The organism is Amycolatopsis deserti (assembly GCF_014653945.1).
Taxonomy (GTDB): Bacteria; Actinomycetota; Actinomycetes; order Mycobacteriales; family Pseudonocardiaceae; genus Amycolatopsis_E; species Amycolatopsis_E deserti.
On the sequence record NZ_BNAU01000002.1, the window covers coordinates 977,776 to 990,166 of the forward strand.

General features: G+C 72.1%; 12 protein-coding genes. 5 read left to right on the plus strand and 7 right to left on the minus strand.

Annotation, left to right across the window (positions count from 1 at the left end; genetic code table 11):
- Positions 1-8 precede the first annotated feature (8 nt).
- Complete coding sequence (locus tag IE290_RS12960; RefSeq protein WP_229874451.1) at positions 9-626, minus strand: TetR/AcrR family transcriptional regulator; 618 nt, start codon at positions 624-626, stop codon at positions 9-11.
- Positions 627-716: 90 nt separating this feature from the next.
- Here IE290_RS12960 and IE290_RS12965 point away from each other — a divergent pair, with 90 nt between their 5' ends.
- Together IE290_RS12965 and IE290_RS12970 are read left to right on the plus strand one after the other, a co-directional pair.
- Complete coding sequence (locus IE290_RS12965; protein ID WP_191244781.1) at positions 717-1,370, plus strand: FMN-dependent NADH-azoreductase; 654 nt, start codon at positions 717-719, stop codon at positions 1,368-1,370.
- Positions 1,367-1,693, plus strand: a complete 327-nt coding sequence (locus tag IE290_RS12970) for a DMT family transporter (RefSeq protein WP_191244782.1) — start codon at positions 1,367-1,369, stop codon at positions 1,691-1,693. Before IE290_RS12965 ends, IE290_RS12970 begins: the two co-directional genes overlap by 4 nt.
- On the opposite strand, the gene IE290_RS12975 is transcribed toward IE290_RS12970, so the two are convergent.
- The 6 genes from IE290_RS12975 to IE290_RS13000 form a co-directional block, all read right to left on the minus strand.
- Positions 1,666-2,166, minus strand: coding sequence for a DinB family protein (locus IE290_RS12975; RefSeq protein WP_191244783.1), 501 nt, complete (start codon positions 2,164-2,166; stop codon positions 1,666-1,668). The genes IE290_RS12970 and IE290_RS12975 overlap by 28 nt on opposite strands.
- 523 nt (positions 2,167-2,689) lie before the next feature.
- The gene (locus IE290_RS12980) at positions 2,690-5,515 is read right to left on the minus strand and encodes an FAD-binding and (Fe-S)-binding domain-containing protein (protein ID WP_191244784.1); all 2,826 of its coding nucleotides are present in this window, start codon (positions 5,513-5,515) and stop codon (positions 2,690-2,692) included.
- Positions 5,512-5,880, minus strand: coding sequence for an FmdB family zinc ribbon protein (locus IE290_RS12985; protein ID WP_191244785.1), 369 nt, complete (start codon positions 5,878-5,880; stop codon positions 5,512-5,514). The genes IE290_RS12980 and IE290_RS12985 overlap by 4 nt, the downstream gene beginning before the upstream one ends.
- Positions 5,881-5,884: 4 nt before the next feature.
- Positions 5,885-7,162 (minus strand): hydroxyacid-oxoacid transhydrogenase, encoded by a 1,278-nt coding sequence (locus IE290_RS12990; RefSeq protein ID WP_191244786.1) that lies wholly within the window; start codon positions 7,160-7,162, stop codon positions 5,885-5,887.
- A gap of 11 nt (positions 7,163-7,173) precedes the next feature.
- Positions 7,174-7,980, minus strand: a complete 807-nt coding sequence (locus tag IE290_RS12995) for an N-acyl homoserine lactonase family protein (protein ID WP_191244787.1) — start codon at positions 7,978-7,980, stop codon at positions 7,174-7,176.
- A gap of 61 nt (positions 7,981-8,041) precedes the next feature.
- Positions 8,042-8,752, minus strand: a complete 711-nt coding sequence (locus IE290_RS13000; RefSeq protein WP_191244788.1) for a GntR family transcriptional regulator — start codon at positions 8,750-8,752, stop codon at positions 8,042-8,044.
- A gap of 86 nt (positions 8,753-8,838) precedes the next feature.
- On the opposite strand from IE290_RS13000, the gene IE290_RS13005 reads away from it, so the two are divergent.
- The 3 genes from IE290_RS13005 to IE290_RS13015 are packed head-to-tail and all read left to right on the plus strand — an operon-like array spanning position 8,839 to position 12,379.
- Positions 8,839-9,342: a 2Fe-2S iron-sulfur cluster-binding protein gene (locus IE290_RS13005; protein ID WP_191244789.1), complete on the plus strand. Its 504-nt coding sequence runs from the start codon at positions 8,839-8,841 to the stop codon at positions 9,340-9,342.
- Positions 9,339-10,310, plus strand: coding sequence for an FAD binding domain-containing protein (locus IE290_RS13010; RefSeq protein WP_191244790.1), 972 nt, complete (start codon positions 9,339-9,341; stop codon positions 10,308-10,310). The genes IE290_RS13005 and IE290_RS13010 overlap by 4 nt, the downstream gene beginning before the upstream one ends.
- Entirely contained in the window at positions 10,307-12,379 is a 2,073-nt protein-coding gene (locus IE290_RS13015) for a xanthine dehydrogenase family protein molybdopterin-binding subunit (RefSeq protein ID WP_191244791.1), read from the plus strand. The genes IE290_RS13010 and IE290_RS13015 overlap by 4 nt, the downstream gene beginning before the upstream one ends.
- Positions 12,380-12,391 lie beyond the last annotated feature (12 nt).

The following is a 12,391-nucleotide window of genomic DNA, read 5'->3' on the forward strand; positions in this document are numbered from 1 at the left end:
AGCAACGGTCAACGAGGTGGGTCGAGAACTTGCCCCCGTCCGGGGGTGCCCAGCACGCCGTGGGCGATCCGGGTGAGCGCGGCGGTGACCTTCTCCGGGCTCAGGCCGAGCTGGTGCCGCTGGTAGTCGTAGACGTCCGGGGCGATCGGGGCGAGCAGCAGGTCGGTCAGGGCGTCCGGGTCGTGGCCGGCTTCGGTCACCAGCGCGCGCACGTGCGCCTGCCAGAAGCCGTAGGCGCCGGTGGTGAAGCGGGCCCGGCCGATCTCCGCGCCGAGTGCGAGGTGGCCGTGCCGCTCCAGCAGGCCGACCATCGCGCCGTAGAAAGCGGCGAGCCGCTCGTGCGGCGGTGCCCCGGGGCCGAGCGGGGGCTCGCCACGCAGCAACTGCTCCTGCACCCGCCGCTCGTGCTCGTCGAGCAAGGCGAGCGCGATCGAGGGGACGTCCGGGTACCGGCGGTACAGGGTGCCCCGGCCCACCCCCGCGGCGCGGGCGATGTCCTCCATCGTGACCGACCGCTGGCGGCTGAACAGCTCCTCCGCGGCGGCGAGCACGCGGGCCCGGTTGCGCGCCGCGTCGGCCCGTTCCTTCGGCCGGTCCGGGCGCAGCAGGTCCTTCCGTTCCGTCACCACCCCAGCCTACCGAACTGGACACGGCGTCCGCTTGTGGTACCGTCGCAATAAGTGGACATGATGTCCAGTTCATTCGGGAGGATCGCCATGACCACGTTGCTGCACGTCGACTCCAGCGCGCGGCGCGACTCGTTCTCACGCCGGCTGGGCCAGGCCTTCGCCGGTGCCTGGCGCGACGCGGCGCCGGACGGGCGTTACATCCACCGCGACCTCGCCGCGGCTCCGGTGCGGCCGATCGGCCAGGCGTGGACGGAAATCTGCGACAACCTGCTGCGCGACGGCATCACCGAGATCGGCCGCTACCCGGAGGCGGTGCGCACACCGGCGCAGGAGGCGGCGTGGGCGGTCGTGGCGCCCCTGCTGGACGAGGTCGTCACCGCCGACGTCGTGCTGATCGGGGCGCCGATGTACAACTTCTCGATCCCGGCGGCGCTGAAGGCGTGGCTCGACCAGATCACCTTTCCGCGGATGTCGTTGCGGGGCAAGCGGTTCGTCGTCGTGGGTGCCCGCGGCGGCTCGTACGCGCCGGGCACACCCCGCGCGCCATTCGACCACCACGAGCGGTACCTGCGGGACTTCTTCAGCGGCCACTTCGGCGTCGACGACCCGGTCTTCGTCAACGCTGAGCTGGTCAACTCCACGGTGGATCCGCACCTGCGGCACCTGCGCGACCGGCACGAGGAGTCCGCCGCGAACGCACTCCGGGCGGCCGCGGACCTCGGCAAGGAGCTGGCGCTGTGAGCTGGGTTCTGCTGGTGCTCGCCGGGCTGGTCGAGGTGGCGTGGTCGCAGAGCATCAAACCGACCGACAACTTCACCCGGCCGTGGCCGACCGTGCTGTGCTTCCTGCTCGCGGCGACCGCGGTGTACCTGTTGTCCCGGGCGATGAACACGCTGCCGGTCGGCACCGCCTACGCGGTGTTCACCGGAATCGGCGCGGTCGGGGCCGTCGTGCTCGGCGTGGTGGTGCACCGCGATCCCGTGACGCTGGGCCGGGGCCTCGCGCTGGCCCTCATCCTGGGTGGCGTGGTGCTCGCCTACGCCACGGACACGGGCGGGGCGTGATCGATCTGTTCGCGGAGGATGTCGCCGTGCCCCGCGTGCCGGGCGAATTCCTCGATCATCGAGAGCAGCGTCCACCGCATGCTGACCGTGCCCTCACGGGGATTGTGCTTGGTGTCGCCCAGGTCGAAGCGGGCGGCGATCTCGCGGGATCGCCGGCTCGCGCGTTCGAACTCGGCGATCACGTCGGCCACGGACTCCTCGTCCGCGACGGCGAAGGTGCCCTCGTCCCGTTCCGAGTACCCGTCGCATTCGGACGCGTCGAGCCCCGCCCAGAACCGCTGGAACCAGATCCGCTCGGCGGCCGCGGCGTGTTTGATCAGGGAGAGGGGTGTGGTGAGGGAAGCGACCAGCCGGCGCCGGGCGTCGGCTTCGGAAAGGCCGCGCACGGTCACGATCAGGGCCGCCCGGTTGCGGTCGAGCATGTCCTCGATGATCGCCCGTTCGGCGCCATCGGTGATTCTGTTGTCGGGCATGGGTGTTTGATCCGTTCGTGAGGCTGGAGCATCAGAGGGATGTCACACGGTCGAGCGGCCCGGGCTGATCGCCGAACGGGCGCGACGTGGAGAGGTGAACCCGGCCAGGACGCCGGTGGCGGTACTGACCCGGGCCGGCAGTACCACGGACGTACCCAGCGCTTGTCTGACAAATCGCCCGCGCATCCGGAAACGGCAGGGGGAACCACGGGCTGGACCGCTCACGGGGTGAGCTGTCGGCCAAGACTCATGAGCTCGTCGACGGGCACGGCCGGCCGCTGGTGGTGCTGCTGACCGCGGGACAGGCCGGGGACTCGCCGATGTTCCTGCCCCTGATGCGCCACCTGTCCGTGCCGTGTCTGGCCGGAGGACCGCCGCGGACACGGCCGAACGGGGCCCCGGGCGTGTTTCAAAGCCGGCAGCTCGGACGATGCCCGCAGGCCGGCCGTGGGGGCGCGCCGACCTGACCGCCGCGATCGGCGAGTGGCTACCCCCGCGTGTGCGGTGGGCAACCCGGTCGGCTTTAGGCGTCATCGCCGTCCAGTGCTCGCGCCAGTACCTGCGCCAGGTGCAGCGCCTGCCGTCCGGTGAGGTCGTCGATCTGGGTGCGGCAGCTGAAGCCGTCCGCGAGGACCATCGTGTCCTCCGGCGCGGCCTCCACCTCCGGCACCAGCACCCGCCGCGCCGCGGCGACCGACACCTCGTAGTGCCCCTTCTCCACGCCGAAGTTCCCGGCCAGCCCGCAGCACCCGGAGTCCAGCGTCCGGTTGTCCACCCCCACCCGCCGCAACAACCGCTCGTCCGCCGCATTGCCCATCACCGCGTGTTGATGGCAGTGCTGTTGCGTGATCGCCGACGCCTCGACCGCCGGGAACTCCACATCCGGCGCGTACTTCTCCAGGAACTCCGCCAGCGTGAACACCTGCGACGGCAGCCCGTGCAGCTCGCCGTCGTCCAGCAGCTCCCGCGAGTCGTGCCGGAACACCGCCAGGCAGCTCGGCTCCAGGCCCACGATCGGCGTGCCCGCCTCGAGTTCCGGCCGCAGCACCCGCAACGTCCGCCGCAGCACCCGCCGCGCCACGTCGAGCTGCCCGGTCGAGATCCAGGTCAGCCCGCAGCACACCGACGACGACGGCAGCACGACGTCGAACCCGGCGTGCTCCAGCACCCGCACCGCGTCGTGCCCGACCTCGGGCGACAGGAAGTTCGTGAACGTGTCCGGCCACAGCACCACGCGCGGCCGCCCCTGCTCCCGCGCAGAGAATCCGCGCCGGAACGTCCGCGGCGCGAACCGCGGCAGCGACCGCTCCGGCGTGATCCCGCCCGCCTTCTTCACCAGCCCGGACAACCGCCCGCCCAGCACCCGGTTCGCCAGCCGCGGCGCCGCCGACGCCAGCCGCGCCAGCACCGGCAGGAAACCGAGCGTGTAGTGGCTCGCCGGGCGCAGCCGTCCCTTGTAGTGCTGGTGCAGGAACTCCGCCTTGTACGAGGCCATGTCCACATTGACCGGACAGTCGGACAGGCATCCCTTGCACGCCAGGCACAAATCCAGTGCCTCGAGCACCTCGGTCGACCGCCACCCGTCGGTGACCGTCTCCCCGCGCATCATCTCGAACAACAGGTGCGACCGCCCGCGCGTGGAGTGCTCCTCGCGCCCGGTGACCATGTAGCTCGGGCACATCACGCCGGACGATTTGTCGACACAGGCCCCGACGCCGACGCACCGCCGGGTCGCGGTCGCGAGGCTGCCGCCGTCGTGCGGGTACTTCAGCGTGATCGGCAGCGACCGCACCGGCCCGTCGAACCGCAGGTCCGCGTCGAGTTTCCGGGGCCGCACCAGGTTGCCGGGGTTGAGCAGGTCGCCGGGGTCCCAGATCGCCTTGAACCGCTCGAACAGCGCCAGGATCTCCGGCGGGTACATCCGGGACAGCAGCTCGGCACGCGCCTGCCCGTCGCCGTGCTCGCCGGACAGCGAACCGCCGTGCCGCACCACGAGATCCGCCGCGTCCTCCATGAACGCCCGGAACTGCCGCCGGCCGTCCTCGGTGGTCAGGCCGAAGTTGATGCGCACGTGCACGCAGCCCTCGCCGAAGTGTCCATACGGGACACCCCGCAGCCCGTACTTCCCCAGCAGGGTCCGGAAATCCCGGAGGTACACGCCGAGGTTCGCGGGCGGCACAGCGGAGTCCTCCCACCCCGGCCACGCCTCGGACCCGTCCGGCATGCGGGTCACGATCCCGGCCGCGGCCTCGCGCACCGACCACAGCACCCGCTGGTCGGCCGGCCGCGTCTCCACCACGGTCGCCGCGCCGGTGTCCCGCTCCAGGACAGCCGCGACCTCGGCCGCCCGCGCCGCCGCCTCGGCCGGATCCGCTCCCCCGACCTCGACGAACAACCATCCGCGCCCGGCGGGCAGCAGGTCGACCGCCGGGTGGGACCGCCGCGTCAGCAGCGAGTCGATCAGGTCGCGGCCCATGCCCTCGACGGTCAGCGGCTTCAACGGCAGCACCGACGGCACCGCGTCGGCGGCCGCGATGTCGTCGGCGTAGCCCGCGACGACCAGCGCACGAGCCGCGGGAGCGGGCACCAGTCGCACGGTGATCTCGGTCAGCAGCACGCACGTGCCCTCGGTGCCGACCAGCGCGCGCACCAGGTTGGTGCCGTTCTCCGGCAGCAGCTGGTCCAGCGCGTACCCGGACACCCGCCGCGGGATCGACGGGAACGACGTGCGCAGCAGCGCCAGGTGGTCCAGCGCGAGCTGCTTCGACGCGGCCACGCGCGGATCGTCCGGCAGCGACTCCCCGATCGTCAGCCGCGTCCCGTCCGCGGTCAGCACGTCCAGCGCGACCACGTTGTCCGCGGTCCGCCCCCACGCCACCGAATGCGAGCCGCACGCGTCGTTGCCGACCATGCCGCCGATCGTGCAGCGGCTGTGGGTCGACGGGTCCGGCCCGAACGTCAGACCGTGCGGCGCGGCCGCCGCACGCAACGCGTCCAGCACCACCCCGGGCTGCACACGCGCGGTGCGCGCCTGCGGATCGATCTCCAGCACCCGGTTCAGGTGCCGGGTGTAGTCGATCACCACGCCCTCGCCGAGCGCCTGCCCGCCGATGCTGGTGCCCGCGCCGCGCGCGGTGATGGGGATCCGGAACTCCCGGCACAGCCGGACGGTCGCCTCCAGATCCTCCACAGTAGACGGGAACACGACGGCCAGCGGCACGTGCCGGTAGTTCGACGCGTCCATGCTGTAGGTCGCGCGTGCCGTCGTGCCGGACTCCACCTCACCGGTGAGCGCGCGGCCCAGCTCCGCCAGGAACCGGGCCACCCGCTCGTCCGCGACCACCGTCATGAAGCCGAATCCCCCGGTACCGGGTCACCGGCCCGCAGGGGCGCGGCGGCGAACCGGCCCTCGTGGGCGAGCACCGGGCGGCGGTCGCCGGCCAGCTCCGGGTACTTCTGCTCCAGTTTCTCCCGCCGGGTCATCTGACGGTGCCAGTGCCGCACCGTCTCCCGGTCGCCGTTGCCGGTGCCGCGCCAGCTCTTCGGCGCGTCGTCCCGGCTGGGACCGGCCGAGGCGACCCCGCCGAGCCGCACCGCGGGCGGCAGCCGGTGCGGCACCGACCCGCACCCGCAGGCCGGGGCGGGCGAGGAGAACGACGGCACGAGCGCCTCGAACCGGTTCCCGCACTCACAGGAATAGTCGTAGATCGGCATCGGCTCACCAGTTCTCGATCGACTGGGCGAAGATCGCCTCGAGGTCCTCGGCCCGCACCGGCCGGGGTGAGATCGTCAGCAGCCGCTCCTGCTTGAGCGTGCCCTCGACCAGATCCCCGATGTCGCTCTCGTCGTAGCCGACGCCGCCGATCCCGTTCGGCGTGCCGATGTCGCGCATCAGCGACGACAGCACGAACGGCAGCTGGTCCACCGCGTCGTGCTGCTTCGGCGCGTGCGGGTCGAGGATCCGCGCGGCCCGCAGGTGCTTCTCCGGGTTCGTCGGGAACGTGAACCGGAACGCGGCCGGCGCGGTCAGCGACACCGACTCGCCGTGCGGGACCATGGCCTCGTCCTGCGGGTAGTTCTTCGGCCGGTACTCCTTGACCCGCCCGGCGATCGGGTAGGCGCAGGCGTGCGGGATGTGCACGCCCGCGTTGCCGAAGCCCATGCCGGCGAAGGTCGCGGCCAGCATCATGTCCGTGCGCGCCGCGAGGTCGCCGCCGTTGAGCACGGCCTTGCGGAACGACCGGGCCAGCAACGTCAGCGCCTGCTCGGTCCAGGCGTCGGAGATCGGGTTCGCCCCGCAGTAGGCGACGCGGGTTTCCGCGCGGTGCCGCGGGAAGGAGTCGAACGGCTTGGCCGTGTAGGACTCCAGGGCGTGGCACAGCACGTCCATGCCGCTGGCCGCGGTGACCTCGGGCGGCATGCTCAGCGTGAGCAGCGGGTCGACGACCGCCATCGTGGGCCGCAGCCGCGGGTGGCTGATACCGGACTTCACCTTCAGGTCGAGGAAGTCCATGATGCACACCGGCGTCGTCTCCGAGCCGGTGCCCGCGGTGGTCGGCACCGCGACCAGCGGCTTGAGCGGCCCGGCAGGCGCCTTGCCCTGCCCGATCGGCTTGTTGACGTAGTCGTAGAGGTCGGCCGGGTAGGTGGTCATCAGGTTGATGGCCTTGGCGGTGTCGATCGACGAGCCGCCGCCGACGGCGATGAACCCGTCCCACTCCGACTGCTTGGCGAAGTCCACCGCGGCCTGGATGCTCACGTCGGTCGGTTCGACGTGCACCTGGTCGTAGACCTCGACGGTCAGCCCGCCGGCCTTGGCGGCGTCGGCGACCCGCTGCGGCACGCCGGTCGCGGCGACGCCCGGGTCGGTGACGATGAGGACCCGCTCCGCGCCCATCTGCGCCAGGTCCCAGCCGATCTCGTCGACGGCGCCCGCGCCGAACTTCAGCGGCGTGGCGCCCCAGGTGAAGACTGTTTCGTTGAGGTATTCGGTCATGCCCGTGCCTTTCAGCCGAAGTGCCCGTCGGGGGCGAACGGGAGTTTGGCGGCCTGGTCCGGGTCGTGCCCGAAGATCACCTCGGCGTTGGTTTCCTCGGCGATGCGGCGCAGCTTCTCCACCGACTCCAGCCAGCGCACGCTGTCCCAGACGATCGCGGCGCCGATCGCCGGCGGGCCCCAGCTCTCGCCGAGGTAGACGGCGTCGGAGGTGAAGATCTTGGTGCCCGCCTCCGGCAGGTCCACCCGCAGGGACATCGTCCCCCAGGTGTGGCCCGGTGTCTCGATGACGCTGACGCCCGGCGCGATTTCGGCGTCCCCGGAGACCAGTTCGTAGTCGATGCCCTCGTAGTCGACCTTGAGGTGGGCGCCCTTGAACGGCCCGTCGATGCCGAGCGCGCCCTCGTGCTCGTCGCGGTTGACGATGATCCGCGTCTTCCCGTTGTCGAACAGCTTCGCGTTCGCGGCGTGGTCGAAGTGCAGGTGGGACAGCACGAGCACGTCGATGTCGTCCGGCGTCAGCTCCAGCGCGGCCAGCGAGTCCTGCAGGTAGGTGGTGCCCTCCTGGACCGGGAAGAACTCCTGCAGCCCGGTCGGCGCCCAGCGGGTCTCCCAGTCCTGCGGGACGCCGGTGTCCCACAGGATGCGCCCGTCCGGGTGCTCGATGAGCACCGCGTGGGTCGGGCAGGTCGTCCACACCGCTTCCTTGCGGGTGTTCGAGCGGTCGGTGATCGTCGCACCCGGCTTGAGAAGCAGCCAGGTCTGGTCGCACTCCATGGTTCCGGTCTTGAGCAGGTGGACCTTGCTCGGTGCCGTCATCTGCGCCTCCTTGCGCGTCAGGGCAGGGCCGAGCACAGAGTGGCATGTAGCATGCTACTCGTCAATGGCGGGGGTAGCCGGTCCACTCCAACGAGACCGGCGGCACCGGGTCTCCGCTGGCCGCGGCCTCCTGCCCGATCAGCAGACGGCCGGTGTGCAGCAGGTGGGCGCGCATGGATTCGGCCGCCTCTTCGGCCTTGCCCGCCTCGATGAGCGTGAAGATCTCCTCGTGCTCGGCGAGGATGTCGTCCAGGCTGCGCGAGGTGTCGACGGTGGAGGTGCCGCGCAGCAGGACCATGTCCCGCAGCGAGTCGATGTAGCGGGCGAGCCGCAGGTTGCCGGACGCCTCGTTGATGATCTCGTGGAAGCGCCGGTCGGCGGCCATGAAGGTGGCCTCGTCGTGCTTCTCCGCGGCGGCGCGCATCGCCTTGAGCTGGGCGCCCAGCTCCTTCACCCAGGCCGCGGTGCGCTGGGTGACGGCGCGGTAGGTCGCCGGGACCTCGAGCAGCAGCCGGATCGCGAAGACCTCCTCCAGGTCGTGCAGGGACGTCTGGAGGATCCGCACGCCCCGGTTGCGTTCGAACCGCACCATGCCGCGTTCGGCCAGCTGGATCAGCGCCTCGCGCACCGGCGTCCGCGACACGCCGAGCCGCTCGGCGAGGTCGTGCACCGAGTACAGGCTGCCCGCGACGAGCTCGCCGTTGACGATGGCGGTCTTGAGCTCGTCGAGGATCTTCCCGGCGAGGTTGGCGTCGTTCCCGATCTGCCGCATCCGGGCATTTTCCCATGTCCCGGAAAACCCGGCCCCGGCCGACGTGCTCCGGTTTCGGCGCGGCCGCGCCGGGTACGCCCCACGTCATGGACGCGGAGATCACCTTGCGTGTCGACGGCGCCACCCACCGGCTGACGCTCGACAGCCGCACCACCCTCCTGGACGCCCTGCGCGAACGGCTCGGCATCACCAGCCCCAAGAAGGGCTGCGACCACGGCCAGTGCGGCGCCTGCACGGTCCTGGTCGGCGGCCGCCGGGTCCTGTCGTGCCTGTCGCTGGCCGTCGCGCAGAACGGGGCCGAGGTCACCACCGCCGCGGGGCTCGCGCCCGGCGACGAACTGCACCCGGTGCAGCGCGCGTTCCTGCAGCACGACGGGTTCCAGTGCGGCTACTGCACGCCGGGCCAGATCTGTTCCGCCGTGGGGATGCTGGACGAGGTCAAGCAGGGCTGGCCCAGCCACGCGAGCCCGGACGTGAGCGCCCGCCCCGCCCTGACGCGCGCGGAGATCGCCGAGCGGATGAGCGGCAACCTGTGCCGGTGCGCCGCCTACGCGGGCATCGTCGGCGCGATCGAGGAGGCGGCCGAGTGAAGCCGTTCACCTACGACTCCCCCGCCGACGCCGCCACCGCCGTCCGCACCGTCGCCGCCGACCCGTCGGCCGTGTTCCTGGCCGGCGGCACGAACCTGGTCGACCACCTCAAGCTCGGCATCGCCCGCCCGGGACGGCTCGTCGACGTCACCCACCTGACGTCGAGCGAGATCACCGAGCGCGACGGCGTGCTCTCGATCGGCGCCGGGGTGCGCAACAGCGACCTGGCCGCCGACCCACGCATCCGGTCGCGCTACCCGGTGCTGGCCGAGTCGCTGCTCGCCGGGGCCTCCGGGCAGCTGCGCAACATGGCCACCACCGGTGGGAACCCGTTGCAGCGCACGCGGTGCGTGTACTTCCAGGACGTCACGACGCCGTGCAACAAGCGCGAGCCCGGCTCCGGCTGCTCGGCGATCGGCGGCTACACCCGCTACCACGCCATCCTCGGCGCCTCCGAGCACTGCGTCGCCACGCACCCCTCGGACCTGGCGGTCGCGCTGGCCGCGCTCGACGCCGAGGTGCGCGTGCTCGGCCCGGACGGCGAACGCACGATCCCGTTCACCGAACTGCACCGCCTGCCCGGCGACTCGCCGGAGCGGGACACCGTGCTGGAGCACGGCGACCTGATCACCTCGATCGACCTGCCGGCCCCGGGCGCGGCCCGGCAGCGCTACCGCAAGGTCCGCGACCGCGCGTCCTACGCGTTCGCGCTGGTGTCGGTGGCCGCGCTGCTGCGGGTCGAGGACGGCGTGGTCGCCGACGCGCGGATCGCGTTCGGCGGGGTCGCGCACAAACCGTGGCGCGCCTGGCAGGCCGAGGACGTGCTGCGCGGCGCGCCCGCCACCGAGGACACGTTCCGCGCGGCCGCCGCCGAAGAGCTGGCGCAGGCCCGGCCGTTGCCCGGCAACGAGTTCAAGGTCCCGCTGCTGACCCGAACCCTCGTCTCCGTGCTCCGGGAGCTGTCATGACCGCGATCGGTGAGCCGCTGGTGCGGCGGGACGGTGCGCGCAAGGTCACCGGCACCGCCACCTACGCCTACGAGACCCCGGCCGACGCGCCGGTGTTCTGCCACCCCGTCCAGGCCACCGTGGCGCGCGGCCGGATCGCCGCGATCCACACCGCCGAGGCCGAGATGCTCGACGGCGTGCTGGACGTCATCACCTACCGCTCCGCGGAACGGCTGGCGTCCACACAGGACGCCGAGCTGGCCGTGCTGCAGGACCGCGAGGTGGCCTTCCGCGGTCAGGTGATCGGCCTGGTGGTCGCGCGCACCTCGGAGATCGCGCGGCACGGCGCGGAGCTGGTGTTCGCGACCTACGACCAGCGCGAGCACGACACCGAGCTGGCCGCGGATCGCGACGACCTGTACAAACCGGACAAGGTCAACCCGGCGTTCCCCACCGACACCGCGACCGGGGACCTCGACGCGGCGATGGCCTCCGCGGACGTGACGGTCGAGCAGACCTACCGGACCGCGATGTACCACAACAACCCGCTGGAGCCGCACGCGACGACGGCGTTGTGGGAAGACGACGTGCTGACGCTGTGGGACTCGACGCAGGGCGTGCACCCGTCGCGTCAGACGATCGCGAAGGTGTTCGGCCTGCCCGAGGAGCGGGTGCGGGTGGTGTGCCCGTACGTCGGCGGCGGGTTCGGGTCCAAGGGCCTGCCGCACGCGAACGTGGTACTGGCCGCGATGGCCGCGCGGGCGCACCCGGGACGGCCGGTGAAGCTCGCGCTGACGCGGCAGCAGATGTTCTCGCTGGCCGGGTACCGGACGCCGACGATCCAGAGGATGCGGCTCGGCGCGACCCGCGACGGCAGGCTGACCGCGATCGGGCTGGACGTGGTCGAGCAGACTTCGCGGATCAAGGAGTTCGCGGAACAGACCGCGTTGCCGTCGCGCATGATGTACGCCGCCCCCAACCGCCGCACGACGCACCGGCTGGCCGCGCTGGACGTGCCGGTGCCGTCGTGGATGCGGGCGCCCGGCGAGTGCCCCGGCATGTTCGGGCCCGAGGTGGCGATGGACGAGCTGGCCTACGAGCTGGGCATCGATCCGGTGGAGCTGCGGGTGCGCAACGAGCCCGAAGCCGACCCGGAGTCGGGCCGGCCGTTCTCCAGCCGTCACCTGGTGGAGTGCCTGCGCGAGGGCGCCCGGCGGTTCGGCTGGGCCTCGCGGGACCCGCGGCCGGGCGTGCGTCTGGAGGACGGCTGGCTGGTCGGCACCGGGGTCGCGTCGTCGGTGTACCCGTCGTCGACCCGGCCGGGGTCGACCGCGGTGGTGCGGTTCGAGAGCGGCCGGTACGCGGTGGAGATCGGCGCCGCGGACCTGGGGACTGGCGCGTGGACGGTGCTGCCGCAGATCGCCGCGGAGGCCCTCGGCGTGCCGGTCGAGGAGATCGACATGCGCCTGGGCGACACGGCGTACCCGGTCGCGGCGGTGGCCGGCGGGTCGATGGGCACCGCGACCTGGGGTTCGGCGGTGTTCGAGGCGGCACGCACGTTCCGCGACAAGTTCGGCCGCGACCCCGCCGACGGCGACGAGGCCGACGCGACGACCGGGGACACCCCGGCGCGCAAGGAGTACGCGATGTACGCGTTCGGCGCGCAGTTCGCCGAGGCGCGGGTGCACGCGGACACCGGCGAGATCCGGGTGCCGCGGCTGCTCGGGGTGTTCGCCGCCGGGCGGATCGTCAACCCGCGGACCGCGCGGTCGCAGTTCCTCGGCGGCATGACGATGGGGCTGTCCATGGCGCTGCACGAGGAGAGCGTGTGGGACCCGCGGTTCGGGCAGGTGGTGAACCACGACCTGGCCGAGTACCACATCTCGGTGAACGCCGACGTCGACGACATCCAGGCGCACTGGCTCGACGAGCACGACCCGCACGTCAACGCGCTGGGGGTCAAGGGGATCGGTGAGATCGGGATCGTGGGCACGGCGGCGGCGGTGGCGAACGCGGTGTTCCACGCGACCGGGGCGCGGATCCGGGACCTGCCGATCACGTTGGACAAGGTGCTGCCCGCGTTGCCGTGAATTGTCGGTGGG